This is a genomic window from Pseudoalteromonas sp. OOF1S-7 (assembly GCF_022347765.1).
Lineage (GTDB): Bacteria > Pseudomonadota > Gammaproteobacteria > Enterobacterales > Alteromonadaceae > Pseudoalteromonas.
This window is the reverse complement of the sequence record NZ_JAKRFZ010000009.1, coordinates 197,230-217,567: the sequence shown is the minus strand read 5'-3', so window position 1 is coordinate 217,567 and position 20,338 is coordinate 197,230. Positions and strand designations below refer to the sequence as shown.

Annotated in this window: 14 protein-coding genes; 3 read left to right on the top strand and 11 right to left on the bottom strand. The window is 50.0% G+C overall.

Translation table 11 applies throughout. The features are described 5' to 3' along the window. Positions 1–422: 422 nt before the first annotated feature. The 4 genes from MHN33_RS14575 to MHN33_RS14560 form a co-directional block, all read right to left on the bottom strand. Complete coding sequence (locus MHN33_RS14575) at positions 423–1,874, bottom strand: TrkH family potassium uptake protein (RefSeq protein ID WP_239398783.1); 1,452 nt, start codon at positions 1,872–1,874, stop codon at positions 423–425. A 75-nt stretch (positions 1,875–1,949) separates the two neighbouring features. Further along, entirely contained in the window at positions 1,950–2,567 is a 618-nt protein-coding gene (locus MHN33_RS14570) for a YigZ family protein (RefSeq protein WP_239398782.1), read from the bottom strand. 73 nt (positions 2,568–2,640) lie between these two features. Next, positions 2,641–3,966: a Xaa-Pro dipeptidase gene (gene pepQ, locus MHN33_RS14565; RefSeq protein WP_239398781.1), complete on the bottom strand. Its 1,326-nt coding sequence runs from the start codon at positions 3,964–3,966 to the stop codon at positions 2,641–2,643. A gap of 123 nt (positions 3,967–4,089) precedes the next feature. Beyond that, complete coding sequence (locus MHN33_RS14560) at positions 4,090–5,991, bottom strand: transglycosylase SLT domain-containing protein (protein ID WP_239398780.1); 1,902 nt, start codon at positions 5,989–5,991, stop codon at positions 4,090–4,092. Between the two features lie 357 nt (positions 5,992–6,348). Here MHN33_RS14560 and fadB point away from each other — a divergent pair, with 357 nt between their 5' ends. The 3 genes from fadB (at position 6,349) to tusA (ending at position 10,076) form a co-directional block, all read left to right on the top strand. Beyond that, complete coding sequence (fadB, locus tag MHN33_RS14555; RefSeq protein ID WP_239398778.1) at positions 6,349–8,511, top strand: fatty acid oxidation complex subunit alpha FadB; 2,163 nt, start codon at positions 6,349–6,351, stop codon at positions 8,509–8,511. Position 8,512: 1 nt separating this feature from the next. After that, complete coding sequence (fadA, locus tag MHN33_RS14550) at positions 8,513–9,682, top strand: acetyl-CoA C-acyltransferase FadA (RefSeq protein ID WP_046004753.1); 1,170 nt, start codon at positions 8,513–8,515, stop codon at positions 9,680–9,682. Positions 9,683–9,836: 154 nt separating this feature from the next. After that, the gene (gene tusA, locus MHN33_RS14545) at positions 9,837–10,076 is read left to right on the top strand and encodes a sulfurtransferase TusA (RefSeq protein ID WP_046004752.1); all 240 of its coding nucleotides are present in this window, start codon (positions 9,837–9,839) and stop codon (positions 10,074–10,076) included. 98 nt (positions 10,077–10,174) lie between these two features. Here tusA and MHN33_RS14540 read toward each other — a convergent pair whose 3' ends face one another. The 7 genes from MHN33_RS14540 to dnaA form a co-directional block, all read right to left on the bottom strand. After that, the gene (locus MHN33_RS14540; RefSeq protein ID WP_239398776.1) at positions 10,175–10,636 is read right to left on the bottom strand and encodes a hypothetical protein; all 462 of its coding nucleotides are present in this window, start codon (positions 10,634–10,636) and stop codon (positions 10,175–10,177) included. A gap of 64 nt (positions 10,637–10,700) precedes the next feature. Beyond that, complete coding sequence (gene glyS / locus MHN33_RS14535) at positions 10,701–12,770, bottom strand: glycine--tRNA ligase subunit beta (RefSeq protein WP_239398774.1); 2,070 nt, start codon at positions 12,768–12,770, stop codon at positions 10,701–10,703. A 2-nt stretch (positions 12,771–12,772) separates the two neighbouring features. Further along, positions 12,773–13,672 (bottom strand): glycine--tRNA ligase subunit alpha, encoded by a 900-nt coding sequence (gene glyQ / locus MHN33_RS14530; RefSeq protein WP_239398771.1) that lies wholly within the window; start codon positions 13,670–13,672, stop codon positions 12,773–12,775. A 292-nt stretch (positions 13,673–13,964) separates the two neighbouring features. Further along, positions 13,965–16,388 carry a DNA topoisomerase (ATP-hydrolyzing) subunit B gene (gene gyrB, locus MHN33_RS14525; protein WP_235414483.1) on the bottom strand — a complete coding sequence of 808 codons (2,424 nt, stop codon included), beginning with the start codon at positions 16,386–16,388 and terminating at the stop codon, positions 13,965–13,967. 12 nt (positions 16,389–16,400) lie between these two features. After that, positions 16,401–17,489, bottom strand: a complete 1,089-nt coding sequence (recF, locus tag MHN33_RS14520; RefSeq protein WP_125718645.1) for a DNA replication/repair protein RecF — start codon at positions 17,487–17,489, stop codon at positions 16,401–16,403. Positions 17,490–17,509: 20 nt separating this feature from the next. Continuing rightward, positions 17,510–18,613 carry a DNA polymerase III subunit beta gene (dnaN, locus tag MHN33_RS14515; protein ID WP_239398769.1) on the bottom strand — a complete coding sequence of 368 codons (1,104 nt, stop codon included), beginning with the start codon at positions 18,611–18,613 and terminating at the stop codon, positions 17,510–17,512. Between the two features lie 9 nt (positions 18,614–18,622). Next, positions 18,623–20,026, bottom strand: coding sequence for a chromosomal replication initiator protein DnaA (gene dnaA / locus MHN33_RS14510; RefSeq protein ID WP_239398767.1), 1,404 nt, complete (start codon positions 20,024–20,026; stop codon positions 18,623–18,625). Positions 20,027–20,338: the final 312 nt, after the last annotated feature.

Here is a 20,338-nt window from a genome sequence, read left to right as displayed (position 1 = left end):
ATGGGCAACTTAAAAGGTTGGGTATTAACCCTGACGATACAAATATGACACCATCACTAATGAAAAAATGCATTTTTTGCGCTTTTTGATATATTTTTTTAACCGCAGTTAACTTTAACACATTTCAACTTTACACAAAAAACACTAACACCCTGATTTAAAAGGAATGTAATTCATAAACGAGTTGAATTTACAGTTATATGCAATATATTTAATTTACAATTATACCTTTATCAGGTCTGTTTGTTCAGAAAGTTCCACTAAGGAATAAGGCAGGTAAATAGATCAAAGATCGGTGCGGCAGGTCTCGCGGTCTCTTTAGATAAGTGCCCAAAAACCATCCACAGCTCGGCACCCCCGGTCTCGCGTTCGGCACTCTCCGAGTGACGTTAAGTCACTCGTCGTCGCGTAGCGACCGTGCCTCACCCACGCCAGAACGTGGGGGTAAACAGGACCAGCAAAGTGAAGATTTCGAGGCGGCCGAAGACCATCGCCAGCGTTAAGATCCATTTTGCGGAATCAGGAATGTCACCATAGTGAGCGGCGACATCGCCCAGGCCCGGACCCAGATTATTCAGGCACGCAGCAGTGGCTGAGAAAGCGGTAATGTTATCCAGCCCGGTGCCCAATAGCGCAATCATGATGATCACAAATACCAGTGCATAAGCTGAGAAAAAGCCCCACACAGCTTCGACTACTTTGTCGGGCAATGCCTTACGACCTAACTTAATAGAATAGATGGCACGCGGGTGAACCAGGCGATTAAGCTCCCGGATCCCTTGCAGGTAAAGTAAAAACACCCGCACCACTTTCATACCGCCGCCCGTTGAACCCGCACAGCCACCAATAAAACTGGAAAAAATCAGCAAAATAGGCAGAAATAGAGGCCAGGCTGCAAAGCTGTCGGTGGCGAAACCTGCGGTGGTGCTGATAGAAACCGCCTGAAATAAAGCATGATCCAGGGTTTCATCCCCGTTGCTGTATACCTGCTTGGAGGAAAGTACCGCAAAACACAACACCACCAGCGCGAGCTGAATAAACAAAAAGACTTTGAGCTCAGGATCTCTGAAGTATACTTTCAGGCTGCGACCCGCCACGGCCGCATAATGCAGTGAAAAGTTGGCCGCCGCAATAAGCAAAAAGAACACACAAATGGCGTTGATCATTGGGCTATCGAAATAGCCTATCGAGGCGTCATAGGTCGAGAACCCTCCAATGGCGATGGTCGCAAAGGCATGACAAATGGCATCAAACCAGCTCATGCCTGCCCAGGCATACGCCAGCGTACAGGCCAGTGTCAGCGTCACATAGATATACCATAAGTGCTTAGCCGTATCGGCAATGCGGGGCGTCATCTTGGAGTCTTTAACTGGGCCTGGCGTTTCAGCCCGATACAGCTGCATGCCACCGACGCCGAGCATAGGCAGTACAGCGACAGCCAGTACAATGATCCCCATACCACCGAGCCACTGCAGCTGCTGGCGATAGAACAGCACGGACTTAGGTAAGTACTCGATACCGGTCAGCACCGTTGCACCTGTGGTTGTCAGACCGGAAAATGCCTCAAAGACGGCATCGGCAAACGACAGATTAGGCTCACTTAAGAAGATCAGCGGCACAGCCGCGAAGGCACCCAGTACCAGCCAGAACAAAACCACAATCAAAAAGCCCTCTCTGGCTTTCAGATCGCCCTGCTCTTTACGGTTCGGGTAGTAGGCCATCAGGCCAATCAGAACACTAAAGATAAATGCCAGAACAAACGGCACCCCGCCGCCGTCCTTATAGATCAAAGACACCAGCGCCGGTGGCACCATAGTCAGACTAAAGAGCGCAACAAGCTGTCCGAGTATCTTTATAATGGTACGAAATTGCATAGCGCGATTCGCGAGTTATTGTAATTACACCCGATTGTCTACTACATCACTCTGTTAGTAAACCGCGAAACCCGTTCAGGGCTGTTTGAGCGTCAGCGAGACTGCACCGTGAGTGAGATCGAATACAGACTCAATCGCCGTTGTAACCTCTCTGCTGTCGAGTTCAATTTCCCAGCGAATAGTCGCGCCATACTGCTTATCGATATTAAGCACGGTGAACTGGCTACTGAGGTGCTGCTCTATGCTCCCCTGCAGTGCATAGTCCGACTCGCCTGTCAGCGTACTCGCCGGGATCCTAATTTGCGTTGGCAGTAAGGACAGCGCATTGTTCAGCGTCCCACCGTAAGCGCGAACCAGGCCGCCCGTGCCCAGCTTAATGCCACCAAAGTAACGGGTTGTGACCGCGGTGATCTCCCCCAGCCCGGAGCCAAGTAGTACGTTCAGCATCGGCTTACCTGCCGTCCCATTGGGTTCCCCGTCATCCGAAAAGCCCAGTACATGGCTGCCGCCCGGCGCACCGGCGATATGGGCCCAGCAGTTGTGTCGCGCATCCGGATACTGCTCGTTAATAGCCCGAATAAACGCCTTGGCATCAGCGATTGTCGGCGTATGGGCAATATGCACAATAAAGGTGCTTTTTTTGATTTCTTCGTGATGGGAAATAGAACTGCTGGGAATGGCGTATTCAGACATGGGTATTCTACAAACAACACAGGGAGCACTTGGCTCCCAGTTTAACATAGTTCAGTTTGGTGCGGGGCAAAGCTTAATCCAGCGCCAGATCCCGAGTCATATTTTCCAGATGGTCGTCATGAACAATAATATTGTCCTCAATGCGAATGCCGCCATACGGCTTAAACGCGTCAACCTTGTCCCAGTTTACATACTGTTTGTTGTCGGTTTGTGCCAGGTCGCCCAGCAGTGAATCAATAAAATACAGACCAGGCTCAATCGTGAACACCTGATTGGCTTCAATCCTACGCGTGCAACGCAGGAACGGGTGCCCTTGAGGCGGGGCCTGGTGTGTACCCAACTCATCTGCCATAAAGCCTCCCATATCATGAACCTGTAAGCCAAGATGATGGCCCAGACCATGCGGGAAGAAGGTCGAGGTAATCCCCTGTTCCAGGATCCCTTCCACACTCAAACCACGAACAATATCGAAATCTATCAGCACCTGAGCAACACGCTTGTGACAATCCAGATGTAGCTCGCCATATAGTTTGCCCGGCTGCAATGCCTGCCCCAGTTCAATCTGATGGGCGTTCATCACCTTGATCAGATCGGCAAACTCCCCCTTACGCGCGAAGTCATAGGTGCGCGTAATATCAGACGCATAACCATTGAAGTTGGCACCCGCATCGATCAGAAATGACACATGCTGCTGCGGAGCACGACGCTCAAAATGGGTGTAATGCAAAATGGCACAGTTCTCATTCAATGCCACTATGTTGCCATAAGGCGTGTCGTTTTCCATATGCTCAGTGGCCTGCAAGTAAGCCTGCTGAATGCCGTACTCAGACTCTTTGCCATAGAAAGCGTCACGTGCAGCCTTGTGGCCCAGCACGGCAAGGCGGTTCGCTTCACGTAAACAAGTAAGTTCATAACTGGTCTTGTAAGCACGGTGAAAGTGTAAATAATTCATCACCGACTCAGGGTTCATCTGCGTAAAGCCCAATGCCTGTGCCACTTCCAAATACTCGCCAATATACGCCAGGCTGGCTTTGTCATACGGTAAGAATTGCTCAACCTGATCGGGCTGAAGCAGCAGCTGAATATCAAAGTAGTCGGCCCAGAAGTCATTCGGCTCATCCGGTACTTTGTGCCAGAAATCCACCGGACGGTAGAAGATCAGCTTAGGCTTATCTGTGCCATTGACCACCAGCCAGCAGTGCGGATTATCGATGACCGGCAACCACGCTTTGAATTGTGGGTTCACCTTGAACGGATAATACATATCATCCAGAAACTGGCGTTTGGCTTGTCCTGAGTGGATCACGAGTCCATCGAGGTTCTCACGTTCAATAATGGTCTTCGTACGCTGTTGCAGCGTTGCAATGTGCTCGGCATACAAGTTTGCTAGTTGTTCCATTGGTGTACCCATCTATTATTTAATTCGCTTGTGACTGAGTCTAACATAGCGCTACCGGTTTGAAGAAGTAAAGCCGCCCACGGCCAGCCTCGCTATCGCGAGACAGACCAACAAATCGCCCTCTTATTTACCCCCGATCTGCATATCCAGGATCCCCGCAAGGATATTGCCATCGCGCCCTAGTTTAGTGTGGTAGACCTGGCGATACGCCATCACATTTTTCACGTAATCGCGGGTTTCCCGGTAGGGGATCAATTCTATCCACAATTCCGCTGGCATGGCCTCTTGTGGGATCCAACGCTTTACCCGATGAAAGCCGGCATTATACGACGCCGTGGCGAGGATCTCATTGCCCTTGTTCTTACCTTTAAGGTAATCGAGATAATCGGTACCCAGGCGAATATTCGTCGCCGGCTTCATCAACTGGCGCTTAGAAACCCTGGATTTAGCCACATACTTAGCGGTACTAGGCAGGAGCTGCATCAACCCGTAAGCATCCGCATGCGAGCGGGCATCCGGGGCGAACGAACTTTCTCTGCGGGCGATCGCAAAGCTCCACGCCAGATCCACGTCATTACGCTCACTGTAGCGCACAAACAGGTCATCGAATGCCATCGGAAAACGCAGATCAACGTAATTCCAGGCTTTGATTTGTGCCAGGGTATAAATGGTGCTGTCATACCAGTCGAGATCTGCGGCCAGCACAGAGGCCGCCAGCTTTTCCGCAGTACTGGAAGTATTAGTCAGATAGTTCCACTCACGCCGCGCAGCGGTAAAGCGCTCCAGCTCATATAAAGCTTTAGCGCGCTTAAATCCCGGCGCTTCAGAAACCTTAGCCACGATACTGGGTGGCACATTGAGTGGCTCAGCATTGAGTTGCGCTGGTAACCCCAGCCGCGCAGCCGCCAGAAAGCCATAGTAGTCGCGCTCCGGCGCAATCTGGCGCCACAGCGCCTGCGCTTTGTCCATCTGATCACGTTTGGCATAGCTGTAACCCAGCCAGTATTTTTGACCATGACTGAGGTTGTCCATGCCGGTGAACAGCACCGCGATGCCTTCCCAGTCCTGCTCTTTGAGCATATTGCTCATCAGCCACTGACGCAGCTTTTTATCCTGTAACTCCTGAGGCACTTTATTCAGCCAGAACTTGGCCTGCTCATGGCCCTTGGAGGCCAGCGCCAGGGCAAAACGATAGGCCACGCTATCTTGTTGCGCCTGACTAAAGGTGAACATTGCCTGCAACTTGTCCCAGGCCCGCAACGCCAGTTTAGGATCGCGCCAGATCAACCGCCGTACGCCATATACGGCAATTTCCGCCTCTTTGGCAGTACGCTTCTTATATCGGTATAACCCGGCTGCGGCGCTGGGATCGCGACGCACCTTAAGATACAGATCGGCCAGATAGGCTTCGTTACGCGGTAACAGGGTTTTTAAATACTTCAGCAACGAGGCCTGGCCGCCCTGCGCGGCATGGGTGATCCTTTGCCACACCAGCGCTTGTGTCCGATACCCGGCTTTTTGCCACTGGCTAAACAACTTGTCGCAGGCTTTTGGCTGTGACTTGCCGACCACCCACAACGACTCCACCTGATCCAGAATGGCTTTTTCCGGCGCGCCCAGGTCCAGCTGGAACTGCAAATAGGTGCACTTCAGCTGTGCATTACTGGTGTCCTGATAGTGCTCAATAAACAAAGCTTTTTTATTGCGCCGCTTGAGGTAATCCAGCCAGCTTTTACGTACCATCCAGTCCAGCGGCGTATGATCGTATACAGACAAAAAGCGCCCTATCTCGTCCTGATATTTAAGTTTGGGGTGGCGTTTATAAAAAGTCGCCTCGACATAAGGCTTGAGCGGGTGATCGAGCTCGGCAAGCGAGCGCTTAAAGGCCTGATGGTTGCCACTCCAGGCCACCCGCTCTGCATCTTTAAACGCCTGATGTGGGTCAGCGGCCTGACCCAGGTGACTCCAGGCACCACTGCACACCGCAAGGCAGGTGGCAGCAATACGACTAAACCATAATTTCATAGTGCTTTAACTTTCATTCTCTTGATTGGCAGTCAATGTTCCGGGGTGTTTAAAATGCGTGAAAATAAGGCCCACTCCAAAACACCTTCCTTTCTCTGAGTTCCCTGCCCGGGCGCACTGTGTGCACACTGAACAGCCCTGTGTTTCACACCAGACTATTGTGTGGCAACTTGCCCGAGGCTTAACGCCCGGATGAACCTGTCATCCGGAAAATATTCAGCCAAACCACCTTAGCATTGTGCCTGACCCTTTGCAGTAAACCTGCGGTAAATTTTTCATTGCAATTTTCTTTTAAAGACGCCACACTGGATGAAATGACAACTCATCGTACCAGTGTAAAAACACGGGAGAACATGTATGTTAATGAAACGCGAGTCCTTTGTTGTGGATTTCTGCAAAGGCAAAATCGCTGAGTTTAAATTTTGTATGCCAGGTTCGGTCAACAAATTATCTCAGCAAACCCTGCAAGATTGTCATGCGGCGCTCAAAGAGTTGGCGCAACGCGATGACATCGACGGCCTGATCTTTAGCTCCGACAAAGACCACTTTATTGTGGGTGCCGATATCTTCGAATTTCTGCCTACCTTTGACCGCCCGGAAGCCGAGCTGGTTGAGTGGATCAAAGCGGCCACTGACGTATTTGACGCGTTAGAAGATTTACCTTTCCCTACCTTGTCTGCGGTCAATGGCCTGGCACTGGGTGGCGGCTGTGAGTGGGTACTTGCTACCGATTATCGTATTGCCTCTGACAGCGCTAAGATTGGCTTGCCAGAAGTAAAGCTGGGCATTATGCCGGGCTTTGGTGGTACCGTGCGTCTGCCGCGCCTGATTGGTGCAGACAACGCGATGACCTGGATCACCACAGGTAAAGAAAATCGCGCAGCCGATGCCCTCAAAGTAGGCGCAGTGGATGCGGTGGTTGCTCAGGATAAGCTGATGGACGCGGCACTGCGTACCATGGAGCAAGCAGCGGCAGGCAAGCTGGATTGGCGCGCCAAACGTCAGGTGAAGCTTGACCCGCTGAAAATGAACCGCGTTGAGCAAGGCATGAGCTTTGCAATGGCAGAAGGCATGGTGATGGCCAAAACCAAAGGTCACTACCCGGCACCTGTGATGGCGGTTAAAACCATCAAGACTGCTGCCAATATGGGTCGCGATGAAGCCATGGCCGTTGAGAACGCGAGCTTCGCCAAGCTAGCCAAAACCGCTGAAGCGGCGGCACAAACCGGGATCTTCCTGGCCGATCAGTACATTAAAGGCGTTGCCAAGAAACAAGCTAAGCAAAGCCAGACTGACATCAAACAAGCTGCCGTTCTGGGCGCAGGCATCATGGGTGGCGGTATCGCTTACCAGTCAGCGTACAAAGGCACGCCGATTGTCATGAAAGACATCAGCCAGGGCGCACTGGACTTAGGTATGGGCGAAGCGGCCAAGCTGCTTGGCAAAAAAGTCGAGCGCGGCCACATGAAGCTGGACAAAATGGTTGGCACACTGGCGCAGATCAAACCAACGCTTAATGATCGCGACCTGGAAGGCAGTGACATCATCGTTGAAGCGGTTGTCGAGAACCCACAGATCAAGAAAACCGTCCTGGCGGGTCTTGAGAAACAATTGCCACAGGGCACTATTCTGACCTCAAATACCTCAACCATTCGCATTGATGAACTGGCTGAAGGTCTGGAGCGTCCTGAGCACTTCTGTGGTATGCACTTCTTTAATCCGGTGCCTAAGATGCCACTGGTTGAAATTATTCGTGGCGCGAAAACCTCGGATGAAACCGTTGCCGCTGTTGTCGACTACGCACTGAAACTGGGCAAATCGCCAATCGTTGTGAATGACTGTCCAGGCTTCTTCGTGAACCGCGTACTGTTCCCTTACTTTGCCGGTTTCAGCCAGCTCGTCGTGGAAGGTGCCGACTTCACACAAGTCGATAAAGTGATGGAAAATGTCTTTGGCTGGCCGATGGGTCCGGCTTACCTGCTGGATGTGGTGGGTATCGACACAGCCAATCACTGTACTGGCGTGATGGCGGATGGTTTCCCAACCCGCATGGCACGTCAGGAAAAAGATCCAGTTGCTCACCTGGCCAACGCGAATCGCTATGGACAGAAAAACCAGAAAGGCTTCTACCAGTATGCACCGGATCGCAAAGGTCGCCTGAAGAAGAGCAAAGACGCTGACGCCGTTGCCCTGCTGAACGAGATTTGTGATGCACCGGCACAGTTTGACAAACAAACCATCATCGAGCGCTGTATGGTACCGATGATCAATGAAGTTCTGCTGTGTCTGCAAGAAGGCATTGTAGCCTCACCACAAGAAGCCGATATGGCACTGATCTACGGCATTGGCTTCCCGCCGTTCCGTGGTGGTGCATTCCGTTATCTGGATCAACTGGGTCTGGCAGAGTTCGTGAAAATCGCCGATAAGTACGCACACTTAGGCGAAATCTATCAGGTGTCGGAGCAAACCCGTGAGTGGGCAGCTGCCGGTAAAGTATTCTACAAAGTGGAGGGTCAGTAACATGGAACAGGCAGTAATCGTAGATTGTATTCGTACGCCGATGGGCCGCTCCAAGGGCGGTGTGTTCAAACACAAACGTGCTGAAGACCTCAGTGCCCACCTGATGAAAGGCCTGCTGGATCGCAATCCGGCAGTAGCACCGGATTCTATCGATGACATTTACTGGGGCTGTGTACAACAAACCCTGGAGCAAGGCTTTAACGTGGGCCGTAATGCCGCCCTGCTGGCAGGCATTCCACACACAGTACCGGCAGTTACGGTCAACCGCTTATGTGGTTCATCCATGCAGGCACTGCATGATGCGGCACGTGCGATTATGACTGGCGCTGGCGATACCTACTTAATCGGCGGTGTTGAGCACATGGGCCACGTCCCAATGACGCACGGTAACGACTTCCACCCGGGTCTGTCGACATCGGTTGCTCAAGCGGCCGGTGTAATGGGTCTGACTGCGGAATACCTGGCCACCCTGCACGGCATTAACCGTGAACAACAGGATGCCTTTGCAGTGCGCTCACATCAGCGCGCTCACGCTGCCACGGTTGAAGGCCGTTTTGCGCGTGAAATTTTACCAATGGAAGGCCATGATGCCGATGGTGCACCTGTGCTGGTTGAACACGACGAAGTGATCCGTCCGGAAACCACCATGGAAGGCCTGAGCCAGTTACGCCCTGTATTCAACCCGGCTTCTGGCACAGTGACCGCAGGTACGTCATCGGCTCTGTCGGATGGTGCTTCAGCCATGCTGGTCATGAGTGAATCGAAAGCCAAAGAACTGGGCCTGCCAATTCGTGCACGCGTTAAGTCGATGGCGGTTGCAGGTTGCGATCCGTCTATCATGGGTTACGGCCCGGTTCCTGCCAGCCAGAAGGCACTGAAGCAAGCTGGCCTGAGCATAGAAGACATTGATGTGGCAGAGCTCAATGAAGCCTTTGCCGCGCAGTCTTTACCGGTACTGAAAGACCTCGGTTTGCTGGACGTAGCTGATGAGAAAGTGAACCTCAACGGTGGCGCGATCGCGCTGGGTCACCCGCTGGGCTGTTCAGGCTCACGGATCAGCACCTCTTTGATCCACATTATGGAAGACAAAGGCGCTAAGTATGGCCTGGCGACCATGTGTATTGGCCTGGGCCAGGGTATCGCAACTGTTTTCGAACGTGTTGAAGACTAACCCGCACCTGATTCCCTAACCGTTTTAACTTGGTGACCAAGGCAAGCTGCTTCGTGCAGCTTGCCTTTTTTCGTGATCGGGTATCTGAACTTGCATATTTATTTGTCACTTCAGGCGCGCTAGAATAGGCGCTTTATTTTTAAAGGGTACCGCCATGAACTTTGACAACACTGACCACACTCTCGATGCGATTGGCTTGCGTTGTCCTGAACCCGTGATGATGATCCGTGGTAAGGTAAGAAAAATGCAGGACGGTGAAACCCTGTTGATCCTGGCAGACGACCCGTCTACCACCCGGGATATTCCCAGTTTCTGTGAGTTTATGGATCACACTCTGGTGGCGAAAGAAGTGGATAGCGTCCCTTATCGCTATCTGGTGAAAAAAGGCAAATAACTGCAAAGCTGGTGCAACAGCCCCACCAGCTCTATCAATTTACGGACTACATAGGATCGGGCATTCGAATGCAGGCATCTAAATGCGAAGGGTTGCGCTTAATCGCGCTGCACAATCAGCTGGGGGACATCGCTTCTTAAGTCCAGTGCAATCCGGTACCAGCCTTTTCTGTCCGGCATAAAGCCAAAATAGTTGTACACCGTATCACAGTCTGCTGCCAGCGGTTTACCCAGGCTGACCTTGCCATCATAACGAAAACCACAGTTGTAACCTGGTGTCCACTTTGCGTCGGCAATTTTAAATTCATAGACTTTACCCGGACTCATAAAACGCACCCGGACACCGTACAACCCTGTCTGAGTTTGCTTTAACCGATAGACTTCATCGGCATCCCATAAAGTAAAATCGCCGCGTAAATACATGGGTCTGTCCAGCGAGTTTACCGCTGCATGACCATTTTGTACCTGCTGCTCAATCTCGCCGTTAGTGGGCTTACCCGGTGCAGTGGTACAGGCGCTCAAACCCAGTGCTGCTATCAAAGCAAAGATGTGCTGTTTCATTGTTAATCCCGATCACAAAAATAAAAGCCAGCACGAATGCTGGCTTGTTTTAAGATTGGCTGTCTTAGTTTTGTAAGACAGAGATGTCCGCTGTGTTGAGGAACAAACGGCTCAGCTGGCTAAGCAGTGCGAGGCGGTTTTGCTTAACCGCTTCGTCATCTGCCATGACCATGACGTTATCAAAGAAGTTGTCTACTGCTTCACGCAGGCTTGCCAGACGCGTCAGTGCTTGCTGGTAATCCCCTTGCGCATAAACCGGTGCAAGCTCAACTGTCAGTGCTGCTACTTCCTGGGCCAGCTGCTGTTCCGCCATTTCAGACAACAAGGCCGTATTTACTTCAGCGTCGCTGGTGACGTTATTCTTCGCCAGAATGTTGTTAACGCGCTTATTTGCCGCAGCCAGTGCGTCTGCCTGCTCCAGCGTTCTGAAGTGACTCACGGCTTTCACGCGACGGTCGAAGTCTACCGGCTGAGAAGGACGACGCGCCAGTACGGCCTGGATCACATCCACAGCAATGCCTTCATCCTGATACCAGGCACGGAAACGACCCAGCATAAACTCAAACACCTCTTCGGCCACATTGTCGTTAGTGAGCTTATCACCGAACAGTGTGCGCGATTTCTCGACCAGCGCATGAATGTCCAGCTCGAGCTCTTTCTCAACCATGATACGCAATGCGCCAATGGCAGCACGACGCAGGGCAAACGGATCTTTATCGCCTTTTGGCGTCTGACCAATACCAAAAATACCCACCAGAGTATCAAACTTATCCGCCAGTGCGACCGCACAACTGATTGGGTTTGACGGCAAAGCATCACCCGCAAAACGCGGCATATATTGTTCATTCTGCGCGACAGCAACCTCTTCAGCTTCACCGTCAATACGTGCATAGTGCATGCCCATCACGCCCTGTACATCGGTGAACTCCATAACCATTTCGGTCATCAGATCGGTTTTACTCAACAAACCGGCACGCTCAGCCAGCGCTTTGTCGGCACCCAATTGCTCAGCAATAAAACCAGCCAAAGCAGCAATACGCTCAGACTTGTCTTTTAACGTACCCAGCTGTTTTTGGAACAATACCGTGCCCAGTGACTCCAGGCGGCTCTCCAGGGTTTTCTTCTTATCGGTTTCAAAGAAGAACTGCGCATCCGCCAGACGCGGACGAACCACCTTCTCGTTACCTGAGATCACCACGCTCGGATCTTTACTTTCGATGTTAGATACGAACAGGAATTTGTTGATTAACTTGCCCGACTGATCCAGCAGCGGGAAGTATTTCTGATCGTCTTTCATGGTGTAGATCAGCGCTTCAGCAGGGACTGACAGGAATTCTTCCTCAAACGAGGCCACCAAAGTTACCGGCCACTCAACCAATGCCGTCACTTCTTCCAGCAGGTCTTCATCCATCGCCACAACCGCGCCCAGCTTGTCAGCCTCTGCGTTGATCTGCTCACGAATGAGTGCCTTACGGGCTTCGTAGTCGGCTATAACATACGCCCCTTTGAGGGTCTCAAATGCGTCATCAGCGTGGTTAATGCTGACCCGTTCAGGATGGTGAAAACGGTGACCCTGAAGCTGGTTTGAAATGGTTTTACCTAATACTTCGCCTGCAACAACGTCACTGCCGAGTAACGCAGCCACGGTGTGTACCGGACGGATAAATTGCGTTTTGTTGGCACCCCAGCGCATGGGTTTTGGGATAGGCAGTTTAGCCAGTGACTTAGCAATGGCATCAGACAACAAAGCACTCGCCTGCTGACCGGCTACGGTTGCGCGGTGTAGCAACCAGGCTCCTTTGTCCGTTTCCAGAGTTTCAGCTTCTGATACTTCAATACCACAGCCACGCGCCCAGCCCATTGCTGCTTTAGTCGGATTACCATCCGCATCGAATGCGGCTTTGGTTGCCGGGCCACGCTTCTCAACCACTTTGTCCTGTTGCTGGGTTTGCAAGTTCGCTACTTTTAGACCCAGGCGACGTGGTGACGCGTACCAGCTAATGTCTTCAAATGCCAGCTCAAGGCCGGTCAGTTCCGCCTGCATATTCTCGGCAAATGATTCTGCCAGCTTACGTAAGGCTTTTGGTGGTAACTCTTCAGTACCAATTTCAACTAATAGATTTTCTGTGGTCATGATTAATCCTTACAAAGCGGGAATCCGAGTGCCTCACGGGCCTCATAATAAGCCTGGGCACACGCCTTAGACAGCGCACGCACGCGTAAAATATAACGCTGACGTTCTGTAACAGAAATCGCATGACGCGCATCCAACAGGTTGAAGGCATGCGATGCTTTCATCACCTGCTCGTAAGCTGGTAAAGGTAATCCCGCTTCGATCAGCTTCTGGCTTTCCAGTTCACACTGATCGAACTGCCTGAACAACGCATCCACATCCGCATGTTCAAAGTTGTAAGTCGACTGCTCTACTTCGTTTTGGTGGAACACGTCACCATAAGTCACACGACCCATAGGACCGTCGGTCCAGATCAAATCATAGATGCTATCAACACCTTGTATATACATGGCCAGTCGCTCTAAACCATAGGTGATCTCACCCGTAACCGGCGAGCATTCCAGGCCACCAACCTGCTGGAAGTAAGTGAACTGAGTCACTTCCATCCCGTTAAGCCAGACCTCCCAGCCCAGACCCCAGGCACCCAGCGTAGGTGATTCCCAGTTGTCTTCAACGAAACGCACTTCATGAGTCAGGGTGTCGATACCTAGTGCTTCCAGTGAGCCAAGGTACAGCTCCTGAATGTTTTCAGGCGATGGCTTCAGTACCACCTGGAACTGATAATAGTGTTGCAGACGGTTTGGGTTTTCACCGTAACGACCATCGGTCGGACGGCGACAAGGTTGTACATACGCGCTCGACATTGGCTCCGGGCCAATTGACTTTAGGAAAGTCAGAGGATGAAACGTCCCCGCACCCACTTCCATATCCAGTGGCTGCGCGATCACACAGCCTTGCTGCGCCCAATAGTCCTGTAAAGCCAGGATCAACCCTTGGAAGGTTTTGATATCGTATTTTTGCATAGTTGGCTTATTTTTGTATGGTACATGGAACCCAGTTTGGCCGAATCACTGCGGGCCAGTTTGGGCTAATAATGTCTGAAAATTATGCTCAGTATACCGCGAGCGCCGCGCTGTTTTAAGCGTTATCACTAAAAAAGCGCGTAAAAATGCACTCACCGGTGAGTTGCTCAGCCCCTTAATTTTGTGCCATTTCCTTAGCAACTCAAACCCTACTCAGTGACAGAGCGTATAACGTAAAAAGCCACTCGCAGTGGAGTGGCTTTTTGTGGATTAGTGACAAGTCGTAACTTGTTTATACATCCAGATTCACAACGCGCAGTGCGTTTTGCTCGATGAAGTCGCGACGAGGTTCTACCTGATCACCCATCAAGGTGGCGAATAACTGATCGGCCGCAATCGCATCTTCAATGGTTACGCGGAGCATACGACGTGCCGCCGGGTCCATAGTGGTTTCCCATAACTGATCCGGGTTCATCTCACCCAATCCTTTATAGCGTTGTGTATACAAGCCACGTTTGGATTCGGCAATCAGCCAGTCCAGTGACTCAGCGAACGTTTCAACCGGATGCGTCTTTTCACCCCGCTGTACATAGCCGCCTTCACTGATCAGGTGCGCTATCGCCTTACCCGTGTTTACGATACGAACATAGTCTTTTGAAGTGATAAAGTCATAGTTCAGCGTATAGGCCTTATCTACACCGTGCTGGCGAATGTTGACCACCGGGTAATACATGTGACGCTCGTCATCGAAGCTGACTTCGGCACTGTAGATAGTGGCATCTTCGTCATACTTGTCCAAGTCAGCAACAAACGTTTGTATCCACTGCGTCACCTTAGTTTCATCACTCAGATCTGCTTCACTCAGCTCATTCTGATATAAGAGACGAGACATCATCGCGCGCGGATATTTACGCGTCAGGCGGTCGATAACATTCAGCGTTTTCTGATAATCATGCACCATGTTTTCCAAGCGGTTACCTGAAATGGCTTCTGCGCCTTCGCTTGCATAGATGCTTGCGCCATCCAGTGCCAGAGTGGTTAAGTAATCTGTCAGTGCATGGTCATCTTTAATGTAGCGTTCTTGCTTACCTTTTTTCACTTTATACAGTGGCGGCTGTGCAATGTAGACATAACCACGCTCAATGATCTCAGGCATTTGACGATAGAAGAAGGTCAACAGCAGCGTACGAATGTGCGAGCCGTCGACGTCCGCATCGGTCATGATAATAATACGGTGATAACGCAGTTTTTCCGGATCGTATTCGTCACGGCCAATACCACAACCCAGTGCCGTGATTAGCGTGGCAACTTCCTGCGAAGACAGCATCTTATCAAAACGCGCCTTTTCAACGTTCAGGATTTTACCTTTCAGCGGCAAAATGGCCTGATTTTTCCGGTTACGGCCCTGTTTGGCCGATCCGCCCGCTGAGTCACCCTCCACAATGTAGAGTTCAGATTCAGCCGGGTCACGTTCCTGACAGTCAGCAAGTTTGCCAGGCAGACCAGCTAGGTCCATAGCGCCTTTACGACGTGTCATTTCACGGGCTTTACGCGCCGCTTCACGGGCACGTGCCGCATCAATGATCTTGCTTACAACTGTTTTAGCATCACCAGGGTTTTCTAGTAGATACTCTGTTAGTTTTTCAGCCATTGCTTGTTCAACGGCACCCTTCACCTCACTTGAAACAAGCTTGTCTTTGGTCTGTGAAGAGAACTTAGGATCAGGCACTTTAACACTCACTACAGCCGTCAAGCCTTCACGCGCATCATCACCTGTGGCGTTGCTTGCTGTTTTAGCTTTCTTGTTAAAGCCTTCTTTTTCCATGTAGTTGTTTAGCGTGCGCGTCAGGGCACTACGGAAACCCGCTAAGTGTGTACCGCCATCGCGCTGAGGAATGTTGTTGGTAAAACAGTAAATATTTTCCTGGAAGCCATCATTCCACTGCATAGAAACTTCAACGCTAATGCCGTCTTCTCGCTCTGAAGTGAAGTTGAATACATTTTGATGAACAGGCGTTTTTTTACGGTTCAGGTATTCAACGAAAGCCTGAATGCCCCCTTCATATTTAAAGTGGTCTTGCTTGTTCTCTTCACGCTCATCGCTCAGGATAATGCTCACGCCAGAGTTCAGGAAAGACAGCTCGCGAAGGCGTTTTGCAAGAATATCGTAGTGGAAGTTGGTATCTGAGAAAGTCTCGGCGCTTGGCCAGAATCGTAATTCTGTGCCCGTGCTTTCAGCTTCACCAATAACACCCAGTGGCGCATCTGGTACACCCATAGTGTATTTCTGCTGATGCACTTTGCCATCACGGCGAATTGTTAGTTGTAGTTTTTCTGAAAGTGCATTTACAACAGAAACACCTACGCCGTGTAGGCCACCTGATACTTTATATGAGTTGTCATCGAATTTACCGCCGGCGTGTAGCACGGTCATGATGACTTCTGCCGCAGAGACCCCTTCTTCCGGGTGCAGTTCCGTTGGGATACCACGGCCATTATCGCGTACTGACACAGAACCATCGGTATGGATGGTAACGAAGATATCGTCACAGTGCCCTGCTAACGCTTCGTCGATTGAGTTATCAACGACTTCGAAGACCATGTGATGTAGTCCAGTACCATCATCAGTGTCCCCGATATACATTCCCGGACGCTTCCTTACCGCATCCAATCCCTTCAGTACTTTAATACTCGATGAATCGTAATTATCAGACATGGTGTATTCCAATTATTTTGTTATTAAGCGGCCATGTTCCACGTGGAACATCTCAACATTTCGTTTCATGGGTTCCACAATGGCCTGGATACTTTCGGAGTTTATTGCAGTAATAAACAGCTGTGACTGACATTCTGCAAGTAAGTGCGCGATGCTGAGCATCGTATCCTGGCTTAACTCCGAAGGTAAATCATCGATCAGCAATATGGATTGCTTCTCGGTCTCGGCCTCAATCAAATTATTCTGTGCGATTTTTAACGCATAGAGGGTTAACTTTAACTGACCCCGAGACAGTATATTTTCAACGCCGTGACCATTTGCATAAAAATTAAAGTCGGCTTTATGCGGTCCCTTAGTTGTATAGCCAAGCTTGCTATCCCGCTCTAGCTGGGCATTTAGCACCTCGGCCAAGTCCCCTTTCCAGCCTGCGTCATAGCGCATTTCAAGGCCTTTAAAGATGGGGCTTATGACCCCTATCTTATCAAAAAAATGCCGCTCAAACCTACTTATATACGCCTTTCTGAACATATTTATTTGTTCCGCTAGGCGGACAAATTCTCGGTCCCAGGTGCGTATCTGAAGCTGGTACTGAACGGGCTTACTCTTGAGCAATGCGTTGCGCTGTTTGAGTACTTTATTGAAGTCTTTCCAGACACTATAAAACTGATGTTCCACGTGGAACACACCCAAATCGAGAAACTTTCTTCGCTCTTTTGGCCCGCCAAAAAACAACTCATAACTCTCTGGTGTGATCACTTGCGTCGGCAGGATTTGTGCAAGTTCGGCAATTTTACGACTAGACTGACCCTGGATCCTGAGCTGAGTCTCACCTTGCAAATCTTTGCTGATGCCGATGGGGATCGACAAACTGTGCAGTTGCTTTTTACCATGCACAACGCACTTGGTCTGCTCATGACGGATCATGAGCTTATGTTTGTTGGTTCGGAATGAGCGCCCGTTAGACAGGAAATAGATGGCTTCGAGCAGGCTGGTTTTTCCGCTGCCATTTTCACCGAGAATGATATTGATCTGATCGCTTGGTGAAAAAGAAAGAGCCTCAATATTGCGAAAGTTATTGAGGCTAATTTGATTTAAACTCATTTAAGAGCACACACCTAAAACTACAGGCGCATCGGCATAACAACGTACATCGCAGAATCGTCGCTCGCCCCTTCAATCAGGGCACTGCTGTTGGTGTCTGCCAATGTAAATTGCACGTCTTCGGTTTTCAGGGTGTTTAATACATCCAGTAAATAAGACACGTTAAACCCGATTTCCAGGTCATCGCCCTGGTACTCAACTTCAACGGTTTCTTCCGCTTGTTCCTGCTCCGGATTGTTCGCACTGATCTTCAACATGCCATTCGACAAGTTAAGGCGCACACCACGAAACTTTTCATTCGACAGAATAGACACTCGCTGAAATGCACTGCGTAGCCATTCGCGATTCGCAGTCACCAGCTTATCGCCACCACGAGGCAACACCCGTCGGTAATCAGGGAAACGTCCGTCCACCAGCTTACTGGTCAATGTGAACTCAGGGTCCAGAATACGGATGTGATTACTACCAAACTGAATGGTCAACGGCTCATCGTCTGCTGGCAACAAGCGCATGATTTCTTGCACGCCCTTGCGTGGGATGATCAGCTGACGTTGCGTGTTCAACGATGCCGCTAACTGGTGCTGCGCTATCGCGAGACGGTGTCCATCGGTCGCAACCGTTTTAATTTCGCTGTTATCAACCTCAAAAGACATCCCGTTCAGGTAATACCGGACATCCTGGTTGGCCATCGAAAAGTGGGTGGCTTCCAACAGCTGGCGTAACTCAAGTCGGGTGATCTGAAACTCGACTTCGCCATCCCATTGCTCAAGATTCGGAAAATCTTCTGCTGCCAGGGTGGTCAAAGAAAAGCGGCTTTGCCCGCTCGTCAGTAATAACTGATGTTCCTGACTGCTCAATTGCAGCAAAGAACCATCCGGAAGACTTTTACATATATCGAGTAATTTTTTTGCTGGTAGCGTAATACTGGCGTCTGCAACTTGTTCTTCCAGTGTCACATTCGCAACCAACTCAATCTCTAAGTCGGTACCCGTCATCGATAGCACACCATTTTTCACTTCGACCAATACATTGGACAAAATAGGCAGTGTGTGTTTTCGTTCAATGGCACCCGAGACCTGCATCAAGGGTTTTAAAAACTGTTCTCTTGAAATCGTAATTTGCATACTAGGCCCTTAAGACGACAATGTTCGGATCAGGTTTTGATAATCTTCTTTTACTTCATGACTTTCATCACGCAGCGCTTTGACTTTACGGCATGCATGCAACACGGTAGTGTGGTCACGCCCGCCAAAAGCATCACCAATCTCAGGTAAGCTGTGGTTAGTCAGCTCTTTGGACAACGCCATTGCAACCTGTCTTGGACGGGCTACCGAACGGCTACGGCGTTTTGATAGTAAATCTGAAACACGAATACGGTAGTATTCAGCCACGGTGCGCTGAATATTGTCGATGGTAACTAACTTATCCTGCAATGCCAGCAGGTCGCGCAGTGCTTCTTTTACGAACTCGATAGATATCGGACGTCCTGTAAAATTGGCATTGGCGATCACCCGGTTTAATGCCCCTTCCAGCTCACGCACATTGGAGCGCAGTTTTTTAGCAATGAAAAAGGCCACTTCATGCGGCAAGTTAATATTACTCTGCTGTGCCTTTTTCATCAGAATCGCAACACGGGTTTCCAGTTCAGGCGGCTCAATGGCAATCGTCAGGCCCCAGCCAAAACGAGACTTAAGTCGATCTTCAACCCCTTCAATTTCTTTTGGATATCTGTCCGATGTCAGAATGATCTGCTGATTCCCCTCTAATAAAGCATTAAAGGTGTGAAAAAACTCTTCCTGGGATCGCTCTTTGTTGGCAAAAAACTGAATGTCATCGATCATCAAGGCATCGACACTGCGATAGTAACGCTTAAATTCTTCAATGGCGTTATTTTGTAATGCCTTAACCATGTCCTGAACAAACCGCTCGGAATGCATATAAACAATTTTTGCGTCCGGCTTTTTATCTATGATGCCGTTACCAACGGCATGCAACAGGTGAGTTTTACCCAGCCCGGTGCCACCATATATAAAGACAGGGTTAAACGCCGACCCCGGATTATCAGCAACCTGGGTCGCAGCCGCCTTGGCTAACTGGTTAGACTTACCCTCAACAAAGTTATCAAAGGTATAGTTTTCTTTGATGTTGGATTTCACCCCGGATTTAGGGGCTGGTTCAACTTTAGCCGTACTTGGGGCACCCGCCGGTGATGCAGCCGGCTTGGCAACGCTTCCGGCCTGGGCGCTTTGGCCACTCTCACCAGAAGCGGGAGCATTATTGATTGCACCAATGGGTTTACTGCCTACATCAAACCGCAGTTCTGGCGCTTCATCACCGCATATCTCCGTCAGCAGCTCGCTGATGCGGTTTAAATACTTTTCTCTCACCCAGTCCAAAACAAATCGATTTGGCGCATAGATGGTCAAGGTATCTTCGGTACTTTCTGCTTGTAGTGGTCGCACCCACATATTGAACTGCTGTGAAGGCAGCTCATCCTGCAAAACATATAAACAACTTTGCCAAACCGACAGATACACGTCGCACTCCGAAATAGTTAATATTCCCGTACATAAAAACTCAGGATATCGCCAGAATTACCAACAAGGTTATACACAGCTAATCCAAAGGATCGACGGAAATGCTTGTTTATTATCATAAATACATAGGTGGAAGCCGGGTATTATGAGGGGATCTTATCCACAACATCAATATTGACTTTTTTAAAATTCAGGATCTTTCCTAGAAACAAATGTATCCACTTGTTTTTGTTGATATTTTATTTTTCACCTTGTTTACTGATCTTAGCAAAAATACGCCAGGATCTCATCTAAAAAACACGATCATTTTAA

Excerpts from the sequence above, each read along its gene's own strand:
- MHN33_RS14575 (WP_239398783.1), bottom strand. The coding sequence starts at position 1,874 with ATGCAATTTCGTACCATTATAAAGATACTCGGACAGCTTGTTGCGCTC.
- MHN33_RS14570 (WP_239398782.1), bottom strand. The coding sequence starts at position 2,567 with ATGTCTGAATACGCCATTCCCAGCAGTTCTATTTCCCATCACGAAGAA.
- pepQ (WP_239398781.1), bottom strand. The coding sequence starts at position 3,966 with ATGGAACAACTAGCAAACTTGTATGCCGAGCACATTGCAACGCTGCAA.
- MHN33_RS14560 (WP_239398780.1), bottom strand. The coding sequence starts at position 5,991 with ATGAAATTATGGTTTAGTCGTATTGCTGCCACCTGCCTTGCGGTGTGC.
- fadB (WP_239398778.1), top strand. The coding sequence starts at position 6,349 with ATGTTAATGAAACGCGAGTCCTTTGTTGTGGATTTCTGCAAAGGCAAA.
- fadA (WP_046004753.1), top strand. The coding sequence starts at position 8,513 with ATGGAACAGGCAGTAATCGTAGATTGTATTCGTACGCCGATGGGCCGC.
- tusA (WP_046004752.1), top strand. The coding sequence starts at position 9,837 with ATGAACTTTGACAACACTGACCACACTCTCGATGCGATTGGCTTGCGT.
- MHN33_RS14540 (WP_239398776.1), bottom strand. The coding sequence starts at position 10,636 with ATGAAACAGCACATCTTTGCTTTGATAGCAGCACTGGGTTTGAGCGCC.
- glyS (WP_239398774.1), bottom strand. The coding sequence starts at position 12,770 with ATGACCACAGAAAATCTATTAGTTGAAATTGGTACTGAAGAGTTACCA.
- glyQ (WP_239398771.1), bottom strand. The coding sequence starts at position 13,672 with ATGCAAAAATACGATATCAAAACCTTCCAAGGGTTGATCCTGGCTTTA.
- gyrB (WP_235414483.1), bottom strand. The coding sequence starts at position 16,388 with ATGTCTGATAATTACGATTCATCGAGTATTAAAGTACTGAAGGGATTG.
- recF (WP_125718645.1), bottom strand. The coding sequence starts at position 17,489 with ATGAGTTTAAATCAAATTAGCCTCAATAACTTTCGCAATATTGAGGCT.
- dnaN (WP_239398769.1), bottom strand. The coding sequence starts at position 18,613 with ATGCAAATTACGATTTCAAGAGAACAGTTTTTAAAACCCTTGATGCAG.